Annotated in this window: 14 protein-coding genes and 1 pseudogene; all 15 read right to left on the bottom strand. The window is 48.5% G+C overall.

The features are described 5' to 3' along the window. Positions 1-10: 10 nt before the first annotated feature. The 15 genes and pseudogenes from DWW13_RS11130 to DWW13_RS11055 all read right to left on the bottom strand — a co-directional run bounded on the left by DWW13_RS11130 (position 11) and on the right by DWW13_RS11055 (position 16,510). A complete protein-coding gene (locus tag DWW13_RS11130) occupies positions 11-2,689 on the bottom strand; it encodes a CD1108 family mobile element protein (protein WP_117657261.1) in 2,679 nt (892 codons plus the stop codon). A 33-nt stretch (positions 2,690-2,722) separates the two neighbouring features. Next, entirely contained in the window at positions 2,723-5,158 is a 2,436-nt protein-coding gene (locus tag DWW13_RS11125; RefSeq protein ID WP_442857775.1) for a VirB4-like conjugal transfer ATPase, CD1110 family, read from the bottom strand. Further along, on the bottom strand, positions 5,097-5,531 hold the full coding sequence (locus DWW13_RS11120) for a PrgI family protein (protein WP_117505240.1): 435 nt from the start codon (positions 5,529-5,531) through the stop codon (positions 5,097-5,099). The genes DWW13_RS11125 and DWW13_RS11120 overlap by 62 nt, the downstream gene beginning before the upstream one ends. 36 nt (positions 5,532-5,567) lie before the next feature. Continuing rightward, complete coding sequence (locus DWW13_RS11115; protein ID WP_243113262.1) at positions 5,568-6,308, bottom strand: hypothetical protein; 741 nt, start codon at positions 6,306-6,308, stop codon at positions 5,568-5,570. A gap of 2 nt (positions 6,309-6,310) precedes the next feature. Beyond that, positions 6,311-6,868: an MT-A70 family methyltransferase gene (locus DWW13_RS11110; protein ID WP_005361089.1), complete on the bottom strand. Its 558-nt coding sequence runs from the start codon at positions 6,866-6,868 to the stop codon at positions 6,311-6,313. After that, positions 6,868-7,320: a SpoVG family protein gene (locus DWW13_RS11105; protein ID WP_117442477.1), complete on the bottom strand. Its 453-nt coding sequence runs from the start codon at positions 7,318-7,320 to the stop codon at positions 6,868-6,870. Before DWW13_RS11105 ends, DWW13_RS11110 begins: the two co-directional genes overlap by 1 nt. Positions 7,321-7,358: 38 nt before the next feature. After that, complete coding sequence (locus DWW13_RS11100; protein WP_117442478.1) at positions 7,359-8,222, bottom strand: VirB6/TrbL-like conjugal transfer protein, CD1112 family; 864 nt, start codon at positions 8,220-8,222, stop codon at positions 7,359-7,361. Between the two features lie 10 nt (positions 8,223-8,232). Then, positions 8,233-8,448, bottom strand: a complete 216-nt coding sequence (locus DWW13_RS11095) for a Maff2 family mobile element protein (protein ID WP_005361081.1) — start codon at positions 8,446-8,448, stop codon at positions 8,233-8,235. Positions 8,449-8,693: 245 nt separating this feature from the next. Next, positions 8,694-9,524 (bottom strand): annotated as a pseudogene (locus DWW13_RS11090) (VirD4-like conjugal transfer protein, CD1115 family); the annotation flags it as partial. Positions 9,525-9,565: 41 nt separating this feature from the next. After that, positions 9,566-9,724: a transposon-encoded TnpW family protein gene (locus DWW13_RS11085; protein ID WP_081731980.1), complete on the bottom strand. Its 159-nt coding sequence runs from the start codon at positions 9,722-9,724 to the stop codon at positions 9,566-9,568. Between the two features lie 143 nt (positions 9,725-9,867). After that, positions 9,868-11,739, bottom strand: coding sequence for an AAA family ATPase (locus DWW13_RS11080; RefSeq protein ID WP_118720111.1), 1,872 nt, complete (start codon positions 11,737-11,739; stop codon positions 9,868-9,870). Then, a complete protein-coding gene (gene mobQ / locus DWW13_RS11075; RefSeq protein WP_118720109.1) occupies positions 11,736-13,232 on the bottom strand; it encodes a MobQ family relaxase in 1,497 nt (498 codons plus the stop codon). The genes DWW13_RS11080 and mobQ overlap by 4 nt, the downstream gene beginning before the upstream one ends. Then, complete coding sequence (locus tag DWW13_RS11070; RefSeq protein ID WP_003500140.1) at positions 13,198-13,557, bottom strand: DUF3847 domain-containing protein; 360 nt, start codon at positions 13,555-13,557, stop codon at positions 13,198-13,200. The genes mobQ and DWW13_RS11070 overlap by 35 nt, the downstream gene beginning before the upstream one ends. A 383-nt stretch (positions 13,558-13,940) precedes the next feature. Then, the gene (locus DWW13_RS11060) at positions 13,941-14,549 is read right to left on the bottom strand and encodes an ATP-binding cassette domain-containing protein (RefSeq protein WP_002593328.1); all 609 of its coding nucleotides are present in this window, start codon (positions 14,547-14,549) and stop codon (positions 13,941-13,943) included. Then, positions 14,546-16,510 (bottom strand): hypothetical protein, encoded by a 1,965-nt coding sequence (locus DWW13_RS11055; RefSeq protein WP_005335929.1) that lies wholly within the window; start codon positions 16,508-16,510, stop codon positions 14,546-14,548. Before DWW13_RS11055 ends, DWW13_RS11060 begins: the two co-directional genes overlap by 4 nt. Positions 16,511-16,550 lie beyond the last annotated feature (40 nt).

The following is a 16,550-nucleotide window of genomic DNA, read 5'->3' as shown; positions in this document are numbered from 1 at the left end:
CTCCAATCTGTTAAGGCAGACGCCCAAATGTATAAAAATGCTGCTGCCAGTAGCTTGTATTGATGTTTGCATAAGAAATCGGGTCTCCACAGTGGATCATCATTCCATTTCCCACATAGATCCCTACATGGCTTGCGCCGCTGGTGTTGTAGGTCCCCTGGAAGAAGATCAGGTCGCCCGGTTTTGCATCCGCACTTGATACCGGCGTACATACACCTAAAAGACCATCCGCGGTCAGCCTTCCGAAATTCCAGCCAACGCCGCAGTTGTTGATCACCCAGGACACATAGCCGGAACAGTCAAAGGAAGTGGAAGGGCTTGCGCCTCCCCATACATACGGATAGCCAAGATATTTTTCCGCCTCGGCCATCATTGCGGCAAACTGTTCATCCGCAAGGGCTTCCGGTGGAATGTCATAATCGAAGTAGTTTCCTGTGCCGCCTGAACCAACTTCTGGCAGGTGCCGTTCGCTGGTATCGCCGGTATCGGCAAAATACAGGGGATTCAAATACTGGCCGTCAACCAGGACTTCTAAGTGCAGGTGGGCCCCGGTAGAATTTCCGGTATTCCCGACCTTTGCAATCACATCCCCGGCTTTGACCTCCTGCCCGGCAGAAACAAGGATCTGGGAACAGTGCCCGTATTTGGTCGTCAGGGTATGTCCTTCGTATGCCTCGCCTTCAATAGCGACACACAAGCCATAACCGCCGGCATTTCCCGCAAGGGTGACCGTTCCGTCATGCCCGGCAAGGATCTCTGTGCCCTCCGGCATCCCGATGTCCACACCGGTGTGATAGTTCTTTTCCCCACTGATGGGATGTACCCGGTAGCCGTAATAACTGGTCACATAAGGGAGCCAGTTGGTGCCAAAGACATTTTTGACATACTGGCGGTTTCCTTTTGTCTGCAGCAGGATCTCGCAGATCTCTTTCTGGTCTGCGTTCATCCGGGAAACGACCAGGTTTTCTAGAGGTGTGACTGTGAGCTTGACATTTAAGATGCGCCATTCATAAGGCACTTCCTCCTGGGTTTCTTCCCCGGTTTCCGGATCAACGGAAGTTTCGGTGCGGTAACGGATCTCGGTTTCTTCTGAAAAGGACAGGGTATATTGTTCCTGGAAAAGCTGCCGCAGCACGCTTTCCACTTCATCGTAAGTAAATCCCTGATAAGCAGAAGTCAGATACCCCATCAGCACATACGGGTCATGCTCGATTGCGCCCAGGTTATACCGGTATTCGTCATAGCCGGGGCGGTCTGATTCCACCCGGTCTATTTCCATTTGCAGATCCGTTTCCCATTCGGTATAGGTAAGCTCCGCCTGGTTGATGTCCTGATCATCTGCAAGATAGGTAGAAGCAGCCAGACTTCCCAAACCGCCGGTCCCGATATTGGAGAACGTGGAAAACAGGGATGTGATCAGGAAAATTACCAAAAGGAGAAGCAGGAGGACAAGGCAGATTACAGGGTGCCGTTTGACCGCATGGACAATACCGACGCTGACCCTCTCTGTTGCGACTGCGGCATTTTTTGCCTGTTTCCCGGCTTCACGGGCAGCCTTGGCATACTGCCTTTTCAGTTTTTGTTTCTGCCATATCCGGGCAATCGCATGTTTCTTCAGCTCCGGGTGGTCGCTAAGAGCCTGCCGGTAAGCAAGTCTTGCGTTTGCTTTTGCTGATTTTTGCTGTAATTTCGCTGCCTTTCGGTAGGGGGCAGTTTTATGCCGGTGATATGCCGTGCGAAGCCCTGCCTCGCCCACAAGTTCAGAGCGGTGGGCTGCCTTGATGCCCACATTTTCATCCTCTGCCTCATAAATCTTTTTATGAGCGTAACCAATGGCAGTATTGGCGCCCGCCTTGACCGGACGCAGGGGTACAGGTCCTTTTACATGGACCTTTTGGGATTTGACCTCCTTTTCAAATTTTAAGTGTTTTTTGGCTTTTCCGGTCTCCGGGTCGGAAACCGTCTCCATGCGCAGTTTCTTCCGGGCAGGTAGACGATTTTGCGCCTGCTCTGCTTTTTGTGCAGTCCGTTCCGCCTTCCGTCTTGCATGGGTGAGCTTTTTATCCTTTGTCTCCGGCGGTAGTTCATCCGCAGTAAATTCCAGCTTGGATGTTTTCGGCGGTTCGCTATCCATACCCTTTTCCTTCTGCGCTGCCTGTTCCTCCGCCTGTGCCGCTTCCTGAAAACGCTGCTGATATTTGTTCCCATGCTGGTGTGTTCGGTAACGGTGTTCCTGACCGGATCTGTCTGTGCCGTTCGGTGGGGCTGAGCCTTCGGAAGAAGGAGCATATTTTCCGGTATCATGGTCTGTCACATCCTCTGTTACAAAAGAACGCCTGGAAGCCTCCTGCCGGAAATTGCTTCGCACGTTGTCCTGTATCGGGGGCGCTGTCCTGGTAGCATCCGGTGTCTCAAAGTGTTCCGAAAAACCATCCAAAGCGGTTGCATACGCTTCGCCCTGTTCCAGCAAGGACGCCGGTGTTTCCGGTGACAGATGGGAAAATTCCGTCTGTACAGGGATGTCCTGCCTGTGTGTCTTGCCGTTGACAGAAGAAGGGGTGTCCCGTGCCCTGCGCAGGTCAAAATCCTGTTCGGTCTGCCTGGCTGCCGGTTGATCCTCCCCGTGGGAATCACGCACCGGCATCCGGGTATCTTTGCGCCTCCTTTGAAATTCCCTGTCGTGTGCCATTGTTCTCACCTCCGATCCATTTTAATTTTTGTCTCACGCTTTGGTCCCCGCTACTTCATCCGGTCTTGTGGTAAGCACGCTGTACAAGAGTGTGTCCTTCGGGAAGTGGTCCACAAAAGGGATGATCACATTTCCAAAGAACAAAAGCCCCTCGCCGGGACCGGAATGGGTCACATACGAAAGCTGGTGCGGGGAGATTCCCAACTGCTTTGCCAAAATCTGACGGTCTCCCTGGGCCTGGTTGAGCATATAGATAAAGTCCGAGTTCTCAAAAATATTTTCGATCTCACGGGAAGCCAGAAGGTCCTTGACATTCTGCGTTAAACCTGATGGGATTCCGCCCCATTTACGGAAGCGTTTCCAGATCTCCACGCTGAAACTTCCTGTCTGCCCTTTCAAAAGAAGATGGAATTCGTCGATATAGAACCAGGTTGTTTTATGTTTGGAGCGATTGGCCGTGACACGGTTCCACACCGCATCCTGCATGATCAAAAGCCCGATTTCCTTTAAGGCTTTTCCCAGTGACTTAAGCTGGAAGCACAGTACCCGGTGTTTATCCATCTGGATATTGGAACGGTGGTTGAACACGTTAAGGGAACCATTGACATAGATTTCCAGCGCCGTTGCGATATTCTGTGCCTCCGGTTCAGACTGTTTCAAAAGCAGCTCGTAAAGATCACCTAAGATCGGCATATTTTCCGGGCACGGGTCCTGCAGGTATTCCCGGTACACCAGTCTGGTACAACGGTCGATGATCGTCCTTTCAATGGGGGAAAGTCCTTCTTTGCCGCCGATGATAAGGTCACACAGCGACAGGATAAAATCACTTTTCAAAGTGATCGGGTTTTCATCATCGGAATAGTCCAGATTGATGTCCATCGGGTTGATGTAGTTCGTGGAAGTAGGGGAAATATCAATGACCTGCCCCTGGGAACCGAACTGCTGTACCAGCGGCCCATACTCATTTTCCGGGTCAGCGATAATGATGTCGTCCTCCGTCAGAAGGAACACATTGACGATCTCACGCTTGGCAGAGAAAGATTTGCCGCTTCCTGGGGTACCGAGAAACAGCCCATTGGGGTTTTTCAGCGTTTTTCTGTTCGCCATGATCAAGTTATTGGAAAGGGCGTTCAGGCCGTAATACAATGCCTCGCCCTCCTGGAACAGTTCACAGGTGGTAAACGGTACAAAGATCGCTGTGCTGCTGGTCGTAAGCCCGCGCTCAATCTCAATCTGGTTCGTACCAAGAGCAAGCGAGGACATAAGCCCCTGTTCCTGCTGGTAATCCAGCCGTTTTAAGGCACAGTTGTATTTCTGTGCCACACCCGAAGCGGCAAAAATATCATTGAACAGCTTCTGACGTTTGGCAGCGATATTTTCCACCAGTACCGTCACAAGGAACATGCGCTCATTGCGGCTCTGTAAATCCTGCAAAAGATTTTTGGCTTCTTCTCCATAGGTGGCAAGGTCGGTGGGAATGATGTCCATGTCATACCCAGATCGGACCGCTTTCTTTTGTTCCTCAATGGTCATTTTCTGCAGGTCCGACATTTTACGCTTGATGTTTCGGATCGCCTGCGCCTGGTCGATAGACTGGATATGCAGGTTGACGGTCACGGCGTCGTTTAAGTCAAGAAGATCCGCTAAAAGCCGGTCGGTAAGCTCCGGCGCCAAAATCTGCAAAAAGGAGACAGCACCGGAATGATCGCCTACCCGGAATGTCTTTCCATCCTTTGAAAAAGACAGCCCGGATGGGGAAATGAAGTCTTTGGTAGAAAGACCGGTCTTAGGCAGATCCGACCACTGGAAATGAAACTTTTCCTGACCGTCCGGGTGAAGCTGGCTGTGAAGAAGCTCCAGACGTTCCAGTCCGTTTAAGGATCTTGCCTGGACTCCAAGGGTCTTGAAATTTGCCAGCACATCCGTTTCAATGCGTTCCAGACGCATTTTCGCAGTACGCAGGTCATCTGCCTCGATCCCAAAGGTAATGTATTTACGTTTGGTGAGACCGTTATTTCCTTTCTGCAACTGGTTCTTTAACATATCCCCGTATTCCCTGCGGATTCCGTCATACTCGTCGCCGCGGGGAGGGATGTCAATGCTTCTGGTAAAATCCTGCATATTGGCTCGCTGGTTGATAAAGGTAAGCTGCACATGGATCGAGGCGTCGAAGTAATTTAAGAAATCGCAGTAACCCTCGAAGATCTGTGCTTTATCATCTGCCTGTGCAAGCTGATAGTTAATATCAAAAAACTGCACCGTTTTGGTGTAAAGGGTATCGGTCAGCCGGCAGATCCCATCCCGGTACATTTCACGGTAGGGAATGCTCTGCTGGACCGTCTGCGGGGCATCTGCTTTCAGCCCGGCAAAAAAGCCGCCTTTTTTAGACGGCTTGGAACGGGCAGACTTAGTTTTGCCCTGCTTTGCATCGGCTCCGGTCTTTTTGGCCTGCCTGATGTTTTTTTGCAGACGCTTTTCCTGAGCTTCCTGCTGCTTGTTTTTTGGCAATCTTTGTAACCTCCTTCTTTGACATAGATTTATACAGGTTATCCGTCCTGTATGGACGGTCCTTCGGCCAGAGCTTATAACGGAGCCGGTTCTTCAAGATCTTTTCTGCCGGCTGCCCGTCACGCTCATACATGGCGAAGAAGAAAAAGGGCATCATCAGCCCGATCATCAAAAGTACAGCCGCCGAATTGCCGATCGCCCCGCGGGTAAAGAAATACACCGGAAGGCCGACAAGTCCGGCAAGGCTGAAACAAATAAGCTGGCGCTTCGTCAGATTGAAGGCCAGCTTAGTCTTAACTTTGGTTAAATCCTTTGGTACAGGTACATAAGGCATCTATACACCTCCCATCGTAATATAATTTCCGGCCCATTACCGTGCACCGAAATCGCGTACCGGTTTCTCCACAGCCGGACATTCCCGCACTTCCTGAGCCGCATTTTGCAGCCGTGCCAGGACAGAAACAGCCGGCTCTCTCTGACACAGGTATTCCTGGCTGTCTCGGATTCCGGCAATATTTTCCCGAATATCCATATCCACGTCGAACACATCTGAAACCGGCATAAGCCAACGGTCTGCAAAGTATTTCAAAGGATTCTCAAGCGCCAGCACATCATCCAGCATTTCATCCCTGAACTCAAACTTTGTTGTCAGATAGGAATACGCCTCCTGCATGGCTGTAATTTCAGCAGCTTTTTCAATTAAGGATTCCTTATCTCTTGACATAAGGCTTTCCCTGTAAGCAAAGTAATTCTGTCCCAGCCGTTTCATCAGGAGCGTATATTTGTCCTGTGCGGAAGGTTCGCTTGTGAAATGTTCAAATTTTTGCGCTGCATCAATTTCTTTGAGAAGATCGCAGATCGGGAAACTGTGTTCATGGTTATTTTCTTCCCAACACCATCGGGCTACATCCAACGGGTCCTGAAAAGAAAGAAGCGCCTCTACTTCCGCCGGAGTAAATACATGCTCAACCTTCAGATAATAGTGGAGTTCCGAAAGTCCCTGTAACTCGTAAATACTGCCGATGTTCTGTGCATCCAGCATATCCGCATGAACCTTCAAACACTCGTCCAGCCGTTCCATAAGCAGCCGCTTTGCATCTTGTTCTATCAAAATCACCCCTTTCGCTCCGGCATAGTCAGCGTACAGTTCACTTCATTGCCCCATACATCCCAGCCGGGTGTCTTTTGTCTTGCAAACAGTTCCACTCTGGGCTGATCGCCCATGAGTTTTACGATCTTATCCCGCACCTCGTCCGGTTTCTTGCTGTGCTGCTCAATATGGGAGATCACAAACTGATGGATTCCCGCACATTGGCGTTTCGGACGGCCTCTGGTTGCCAGCAGGCAGACCTCCGCGTTTGAGCGGGTCCAAAAGCCCATGCCATAAAACCAGCTATCCGCTTTCCGGTTCTGTTTGAGCCATAGAAAAGCCAGCGTTTTATATTTGAATCCCCAGGCATCGATCACCCGGAAGGCTTCATTGAGCTGCGGGAAGGTCGCCCACAGAAAAAGGGCACTGTCTTTTGCGGCAAGTTCCGATACCGGCAGGGCACAGATTTCTTCAATGCTCATTGTGGGGTAATGGTTTTCCGCAACGCCGCTTCCATGTTTCCTGTCATAATGCCAGGGCGGATCGGCATAGATAATGCCGTACTGTTTCGTTTCCGGCATTAGCGAGCCTGCTCATTCTTAGATGTGGCCGGTTTGGCCGGCTGTTCTTTGACCTTACCGGCATTTTCTTTCAATGCACCGGTCAGGGAAGGTTTTTCCGCTGCTCCCTTTGTCGCTTCAAGAGTTGCCTGCAAATTTTCAATAGCCTGCCCGTACCCATCGATTAAGGCATCGTTGAGCTGCTTGCGGAACTCTGCCGTAACCGGCCAGCAGACATCTTTCCAGTTGCCTCCCTTATCCTGGGTTGCGGGCATATTGACATACAGCCCCTTTTCACTGGAACAGATACGGAAGCCGTCAATCTTAAAGCATCCGCCAATCGTAACATTGGCAAACGCCAGCAGGTTTCCCATTGGGGCGATCGGACGCACGCGGACATCCAGCTTCATGCCGTTTGCCATTTCCGGCGTCTGTGTCTCCGGCGCCATTTTTTCTGTATTGGTTTTACTCATATATAAAATCCTCCTTTTTAGAATTGGTTTTGTTCATGCTATCTTGCATTAAATATGGATTTGGATAACGAACCTGTCTTAAACAGGGCAAAAGCCAGCAGTACCGTATAACCCGCCGTTCCCCAGATCGCGCCGTGCACGTCGCCGGACGATGGGATAGACTGGACCAGCACTGCATAAATGGCAACACAGATCAGGATCAAAAACCCCTGAAAGCCCAGGGCAAAAAGGGAACGCAGATACCCGGTTCCCATTTGTCCCCATTCCCGGTTTGCCATTGTGGAAAACGGGATCGGTGCAAGGCTCACGGTTAAATAAATCTCGATCATACGGCCATATACAATGACAAAGATCACGATGGACAGTACCCACATACACAGATTGATGATGTTGGTTTCCAGCCACAGTCCAATCAGTTCCCACATTCCCATTGCTTCAAGCTGGGTTTTCAGATCAGACAACGCCGCCTGCACATCCAGGTTCCCGTTTATGACACCGGCACTTTGCGACACCACATTTTGGGCCACATCAAAGACCGCCATCACAATCGTAAAACAGTTGGTGAGCAGGTAAGTGGCAACAAAAGTCTTGAAAATCCACTTGAAGATGTTGAATGTATCGAATTCGTGCATGTTGTTCTTTTCGAGAATCATCTGGATCAGTTCATACACCAGAACAAAGGTCAGGATCATGCCCGCAATGGGAATGACGACGGTTTCTGAAAGATTCTGAATCATGGAAAACACGCCGCCATTCCAGCCCTGCGGGGTCTGTCCTACCTGATTTGCCACATCCGCAACCTGATTGTTGACGGAGTTGAAAATACTGGTGTACTGTCCGGTGATCGCATCGATCAGGCCCTCTTTAATCCAGTCTGTTATCCATTCAAACAGACTGCCCATAAGTCAGCCCTTAACCGAACAGGCCGGAAAGCAGCGGGATCAGCGTTGCACCAACCAGAGCGATACCTCCGCCTGCCATAAGCTGCTTGATCCCCTGGGATTTTGCACCTGGGTTATCATTTCCGTAACCTTCGAGAAGGTTTACAACACCCCATGCGCCCAGACCTGCGCCCAGGGCGATCACAAGGATCTTCAAAGTATCAATCGCGCTTGCAAAAAATGCCATATAGTTCCTCCTTTAATTTCAGAAATTTTAATTTGTGATATGGCCGTATCAGGCCGGAAACAAAAAAAGCCGCCGCACTGTTTTTAGAAAAAAATCTGTTTCAAACAGCACGGCGGCATGGGGCAGGAAAAATCCTGCGGTTATTTACTTTTCAGGGAGAATCACGAATCCTCAAAATATCCTCCTTTCATCGTGACAAAAACAAAGCCTGCCAGGGCGTCATGCTTTGACAGGCAGGAACAACTCTATAAAGTCTGGGAAGCCAGATCTTCGGCTGTGACTTCATAATTGCGGTATCGTTCACCGGGACGCATCGGCATCCGGGTAGAAAGAAACTTTTCGATATTAAAAGCGTTCTTCTCATTAAAATCGGAAAGCAGTTTGTAATTTGGGTGTTTGGTTATATCGTATTTCCGGGAGAGGAACGGCCGCACACCCCTGATCTGCAGCAGACATTTGCCCCCGTCCATAACTGCCAGTTCATCCACCGACATCAGGTCCTTTCCCAGCTTTTGAAAATTTTGTCCGTGGGATTCCTGATTTCCCTTTGTGACACTGGTGTTATACAGATCAATAGTCTCTTTCCCTAATAGGGAGTTCCAGCTTTTTAAGGTAGTTTCTTCTTTGCCTCCTAAGAAAAGAGAGGCGTCACAGTTACCGATGATGGTGTCCATGTTATCTTTATACAGGGCTTTGAGCTGGCTTTGCGCCTGCAGCACCAAGCAGGCAGAGATCTCACGGCTTCGGATGGTCGCCATAAGACGCTCCAGGTTCGGGATCTGCCCGATATTTGCCGCCTCGTCGATCAGGCAGCGCACATGGATGGGAAGCCTGCCCCCATATACATCATCCGCCCGCTCGCATAAGCGGTTAAACAAAATGGAATAGATCAGACTGATCAAAAATGCAAAGGTTCCGTCCGTATCACTCATAATAAGGAAAAGAGCGGTCCGTTCATCCCCCAGCATATCCAGATCCAGCTCGTCATACATGGTAATTTCCCTGACTTCTTTAATGTCAAAAGGAGCCAGTCTGGAAGCACAGGAAATAAGGATCGACTTCGCTGTTTTTCCAGAGACGAAAAGTCAAGGACTTTTTCATCAAATTCAAAAAGAAGTCACATTTTGCGGACTTCCTCACGGAGCAGACGCTTGATTTTGTCCTCCATCGTTTCTTTTGCGGTCTGGCTGAAATGCACACGGACGATATAGGTGGTCTTGCCGATCTGCTTTCTGACAGTCGGGCAAGGGGTACTGTTGGTTGCGGTATTGTTCATTCAAAATCCTCCTGTAAATAAAAAATGCCCGGTGACTTTTCATCATCGGGCGGTGATCGGTATGAGGGAAGAAGGCAAGGCGGCAACATTAAGGTATCTATAAAAACCTTGCCGTCTTTGCCACGCTTGCCGTGTTCCTGTTGTCAGTCTCGGAGATAGCAGACCCATGCTGTGCCGTCTTTCTCGGTCACAAGTCTGTCCCCGATACGGCTCTTTGCCGTTCTCATGGTGCGTGAGGAAATCCCACGCTCATTGACTGCCTTTTCCAACTCTGCACTCGGCATACGCTTTCCGTCCGCAAGCAGTTCCAGAATAAGCATTTGCGCCTGTGCGGTCTTGCTCTCGGTCTTGGCGGTGTCTGTTCCGGCAAGAAGCTCGTCAGCGGTAATGTCATAAGCTCCTATCCATTCAAAGCCTTTCTCGTCTCCCAGAGAAAAGGCAAGGGACTGTCCGGGCGGCGCAAGGGAGCTTTTCTCATGGATCAGCACCCTCGTTGTGGGGCTGTCCTTCAGCTTGCCGATAAAAAGCAGACTGCGGACTGCCGCCGTAATGTCGATAGAGCCCAATCCCCGGTAGGTGCTTTGCGTTCCTGCGGCTTTGTTCAGGTGTCCGATCAGCACGATAGCGCACCCGGTAGCCTGTGCAATGTCTCCCAGACTGCGGAAGATGGGACGGACTTCATTTGCCCGGTTCATGTCCACATCTGCGCCCAGAAACGCCTGTACCGGGTCAATGATAACAAGCCTTGCGTTGTTTTCCCTGATTGCCCTTGCTATGCGCTCATCGGCAAGGGTCAGCGGTGTGTCCCTATCGTCAATGACAAGCACTCTTTCAAGGTCTGCTTCCGCTTCCATCAGTCGGGGCTTGACGGTATCGCCCAGACCGTCCTCTGCGGTCTGGTAGATGATGTTGAAAGGCTCAAGGGTCTCCATACCGGGTAAAGGCTTTCGATTGGTGCAAGCCGCCGCAAGGCGCATAGCAAAGTAGGTCTTGCCCTCGCCGGGGTTGCCCTGTATGATCGTCAGCTTTCCAAAGGGGATATACGGAGACCATAGCCAATCCACGCTCGTCAGCTCCACATCTGCCATGCGGAGCATGGGGACAGGCTGGGCGGTGGGCAGCTCTCGCAGCGTGATTGTCTCGGCTATGAATTTGCGGCTGGGAATGTCCCCTTGCTGACGGAGAACGTCGTTCCAGTCTTTCCTTGCCGGGACAAGGCGAATGACGGCGATCTCGCCGGGAATGGACTGTGCCAGTCGGGTACAGGCATCGCTTCCTGCGGTGTCGCTGTCAAGGCAGAGGAACACTTTTCGGGTGTCCTTGCGTTCAGAAAGGAAACGGTCAAGGGCTTTGCCCGAAACGCCGCCCAGGGCAAGATAGCTTCGATTTTTCCAGTCCTGCGGGTAAAGGCAGATAAAGGACAAAAGGTCTATCGGTGCTTCAAAGACAAAGAGCTGATTGCCGTTTCCCTCATAGCGGAACGGATAGGACTTGTCAGACCCGGCAATGTCCTGTCTGAATGGGTCTGCCGTTCCTCGCACATGGGCGTATCTCGGCGTACCGCTTCGGTCTCTGCCGACAAACACAACATTGTGCCGCTTTGCGTCCTCGTAAATATCCCCGGAAAGAAGAAAAGTCTCAACAAGCGTTTTGTTGAGACCTCGGCTTTCGCAAAGATATTGAATTGCTCTGTTGGCTGTTCTGTTGTGCAAGGGCAAGTGGAACGCTGTGGGCGGTGCTGTGGTGGCTTCGGTCTGTCCCTCGCCGTTTTCGCCTGTCAACATCTGAACAGCTTCGGGAAAGGACTTGCCGTAAAACTCCATGACAAAATCAATGGGATAGCCGCCCTTGCTCTGGCTGTGGCGAAACCATTTGTTTCCCCGGACGGTCAGGCTGTCATGTTCTTTCCAGCGGTATTCCCGTCCGCTTTTGATAAGCGTCTCTCCCTGTGTGCGGAGAAAATCTTCCAGACTGACGGCGTTCGCCCGGTCAATCTGTGCTTGGGTGTAATTCATCGGGATATATCCTCCTTTTTGTGTCGTGTTTGGGGTCGATTTTGGTGCAGTTGTTCCTCTATACGCTCGTTAAATCGGGCGGCAGTATCTACACATGACTTGACCTTCCAAAGACGGTGTAAATCGTCTCTGACGGTCTTAAACTCGCCATAGGTGGTGTTGTGCGCCTGTTCCAGCTCGTCATACTCTTCGGTCAGCTTTTTCATATCCACCTTGCCGTCCGGGAACTCTCCGGTCAGCTTACGTCTGGCGGCGTAGAACTGTTTCAGTTCCGCTTCATGCTCTGCCTTGTACTTGGCTCTGGGCTTCTCAAACTTGATTTTCTGCAAGCCGTCATAGACAGGCTTCAAGCTCTGGAAAGCAGCGGAGCTGTCATAGAGCTGCTTAATTGCTTTCATTCGGGCGGTCTGTTCGTCCAGCGTTTTCTTCAAGCTCTCTGTGGCAGCACTGTGTTCGCTGACACGGTGTTCCAAATCTTCAAGGGAGTAAATGCCGTTTGCCCGGAGATAATTGAAAGTCTCGTTCATCTCCTTTAGGTTGCTGACCTTACCTTTCTGCGAATATGCCCCGGCTCTGCGGCTGGTGTAATAGGCGTTCAGCAGAGAAACAAGGTTGGGTGCCTGCGGCTTGGCAAGCTCCGCTTTTGCTTCGGCAATCCAATCAAACAGGAGAGCGATTTTCTTCTTAATGTCCCGGATAACGGCATTGGTTGCCTTGATCCAGCGGTTGAACTCGCCTTTCTCGGTGCGTATGCCTTTCTTCTCCATCGCCCGGACGGTTGCGCCCTCATGGACGGTGGGAAGAAGCTCTACGCCCTGACGCTCATAGCTTCGGTGGTCGATACGAACATCAAGACCTTTTTCCGCAAACTTGGCGTTGCATAGTTCCGCCCATGTCTGACGCCAATGTTCCAGCGTTTCGGGACTGCCCCAGTCGGTAGTGGGAACGGCGTTGAACACAAACTTTCCGTTTGCGTCTCGAATACGGTTGCCGTCCTCGTCCAGCTCGTACACCCGGCGTTGCTTTAGTCCCCATTTGCCGTTCTGCTCGATGGGACGGATGGGGCAAAGCACATGAAAATGCGGATTGGGTATGCCGCCGTCCTCCCGGTCTGGCTGGTGTAAGGCGAAGTCAACCACCATGCCACGGCTCACAAAGTTCTCCAACAAAAATTGCCTTGCAAGAGCGATGTTTTCCTCAAGGGAAAATTCATTCTGCAAGGCAATGTCAAAGCTGTATGCAAGCTGGGCGTTCTTTCCACGCTCGGCTTTTTCCACGGCGTTCCATAGGGTCTGGCGGTCTGCGTATTCGGGCGGTGCATGGGACGGCAGGAGAATATCGGAGCAGATCACGCCGCCCTTGCGGGTGTAGTCGCTGTATTCGCCGTAATACTCGCTATACAATCGCTCCCCGGCACGGTAGGCGGCAGAAGCAATAGCGGACTGTCCTGCGCTTCGCTTAGTCTGCGTGACGCTCAGATGAAATAGTGCCATCGGCTTTCAACTCCTTTTCTCTGTTTGCTTGGCTGATGTGGGTAATCGCCATGTGACGGACGGCTCGCTGGACTTCGGACAGGGAAAAGATGTGTTCCATCAGCTCTGTCATTTCGGTGCGTGTGAGATCTTTGACCTCCGGGGCAAGGCTCTCAATCGTGCCGCCCAGATTGCAAAGGCGGTGGGTGCGCTTGGTGCGTTCGCCTTTCTCCAGATACTTCTTTCTGTTCTCCAGACGCTCCAACTTGTGCTGTTCCTGTGCAAGCTGCGTCTCGGCTCGTTCCTTTTCGGCTCGAAGCTGGTCAAGGGTTTTCGGTTTTGTCATTGTGATTGACCTCCTTTTTTTGATTTTTGGGATAAAAAAAGACCGTCAACTTTTCGCACATTGCGACCAGTCAACGGTCTGATTTTCAGTATTTGTTTTTCCAAACTTGCTGGCGGCGAACAGCATTTTATGCTGTTTGCGGACGGCAAGTCCACAAGGGATAGACGCACAAGCGTCGCAAGGGAGTGTAGCTCCCTTGACGGAACGAAGTGACGAAACATTCTCGGTCGGGCAGTTTTCTTCTGCTGACTGGGAATGAAGCTCCGCAGGACGCACATACTCCCGATAGGAGAGTATAGAAGTGCGCCCTTTAGTTCCTAAAGGGATTTTCTTCTGACCCAAATTATATAAAATGTAGATCAAGACATTTCTAAGAGGTACTCTCAGATTTTCACAACATAAGGTTCATCTTCAATAATACCCTGATCGTGGGTAACAATGATAACCGTTTTACCTTCTTCATTGAGTTCGTGCAACAACCTCATAACAATATCTCTATTTTTCTTGTCAAGTGAGCCAGTAGGTTCATCTGCCAAAACAACAGAACATTTTTTCATCATAAGACGAGCTAAAGCAACTCTCTGTTGTTCACCACCGGAAAGCTGATAAACTTTTTTGTTAACTTCCTTTGATAACCCCACACGATTAAGAGCTTCTTTAAGTGATACTTTAGTTCGGCTTGATTTTTTAATCAAACTTAAATTTTCTTTAACTGTCTTATTTTCAAGCAGTGCAAAATTCTGAAAAAGAAACCCCACTGTATCCGCAAAAAAACTGTTTTTATTTTTAAGCCGGGTAATATTCAGCCCTTCGATTATGATACTGCCGCTATCCGGCTTTTCGATACCACCAATCATATTGAGCAAAGTGCTTTTTCCACTGCCGCTATCCCCGCTGATTACTACAAAACTTCCATCCGGAATTTCCAAATTAAAGTTGGAGAAAATTATTTTCTCTCCAAATGCTTTATTTAAGCCACGAATTATAATCATAAACATCCTCCCTTCAATGACTTTGAGATATTTGTTTTTTCAACCCACATAATATTTGTGAAAATGATTGCCATTTCAATAATGGTGAGCAATGATCCAATTAGTAAAGCAATCCCGACACTTGCGTTAGATATAAAAATCGAAACAATGCAAATCAATATCACAACGGCTATATTTTCTATGAGATTAACGGAAATAAATCTTTTGTGCCTTTCATAAAAGCTATAACCTAAAACCTTTTTGAGGGAGATTTCCATAGAGCTAAGTCTAAATTCCATTTTCGCTTCAGATACGATGATAGCTATATCTAACAGCAATACTAATACGCAAAGAGAGCTTATAAAGCTAATCAATTTTACAAGGAAACTATGACTATAAATGTAATCCTCTCCGACATTCGTCAGCATAAAATAGTGTGAACCAAGCTGTTCTGCATATTTTTTCGCAGCATTACGAATTGTGCTTTCATCGCATCCGTAGATTACCTCACCATTATATGTTCCTGTTTCGATATAACTTCCATTCAAAGCAACAGCCTCATTTGCCTGATAAATAACAATCGGATTTGTTGCTCTTGACAATCCGTCAATAGCCTCTTCTCTGTTCGAATTGAGATAATAAAATTGCTCTCTGCCAGAATATTCTTTATAAACAACACGCAGTTCTTCTGCATTTTGGGTAAGAGAGTCAATTTCCTCTTTTGCGATATCTTTGTATGATTCCGCATTTCTTCCCTTTGGCACGAAGACCACGATATCCTCTTTTTCATCATCTTCAGTAAGCATATCAGAAAACCCTTGTAGCATATCTCTGGCATTATGATTTACAAAAATATAATTATCCGTATCGCTTATCCGGCTGCCTATGCAGACCACCGGATTTATAGTGTTGTATTCATTTTCGTAAAGGTCATTCCAAAATTTGCTCTCTTTGGATTCCTCCTCATTTTCTTCAAAAGGAGGTTCAATCTGCATAACTCCAAAATAATAATCATTATAATGATTTTCTAAAAGAGTAGTGTTTGTAAGTAAATTACCTTGAATGCTACTGAGATTTGTAGTTATTGTAAAAATTGTCATAGCAGTAGCAAATACTTTAAGACCGTTCAGAAGATAAAACATACCTTTTTTATCTGAAGCATTGGCAAAGGCTTTTTTTACATCAAAGCGGACAAAAGCAGCATAAGGAATTACGGAAAGAACTGCTCCGGCACAATACACTGCCAAAATGAGATGATCTTCATACGCTCCCGATATAAATTGAGAAACAAGCAACTTTGCTAAGACGAATAATGCAGCATATGAAATCATATCAGCCACTACAGCTTTTAGAGCAATCACAGCAGCATTTTCGCCCAGAGAAGCTCGTACAACTACTTCCTTTTGTCTGCGTATCACCTCAATCATATTAAGTACAATCATCAATATGGCAACCAGGCCCCAAACAATGAACATCATATCAGTTTCGGTTGATTGCCAAAACTCTGGCTGCGATATAGAATATTCTTTTGCCAAATCTTGATATGTGGCAATAATGTCATCATCGTCACCGATATAGCTGACCATTATTTCCTGTCCATTGCCTGTGTTTTTTGCTTCTCTAAAATCTTCAAATTCTATTACGGTGATTCCGCCTATCAAAGCCGTATATGTTTTTTCCTCAATATCCATTGTGCTTTTAAGACTATCCCGAACAACGGTATCATCACCATAAATATAAAGTCTTGTCTGATAATTAGAAACTCTCTGATTAAAAGTCGAAAAAATATGAACACCATGCTTCTCAGCTGTATCTTCTGCATTGGCTAAAAATGAATCCATATCGTCATTAGTAGTTGTGTATCTGGACGATAAATAATAAGCACCATTAAAGTTCCAGAGCATATTTTGATATACTTCAGCTTGCATAACAAAAGCAAAAATAATCGTAATCAACAGCAATATATTTCTTATATGTTTCATTTGAAATTCTTAAACCTCCTTTGAATAGGTAACAGACACA

Origin of the sequence: Blautia sp. AF14-40 (assembly GCF_003479665.1) — a bacterium.
Taxonomy (GTDB): domain Bacteria; phylum Bacillota; class Clostridia; order Lachnospirales; family Lachnospiraceae; genus Fusicatenibacter; species Fusicatenibacter saccharivorans.
Note: the sequence above shows the minus strand (reverse complement) of the source record. Positions and strands in the feature narration are given on the sequence as shown.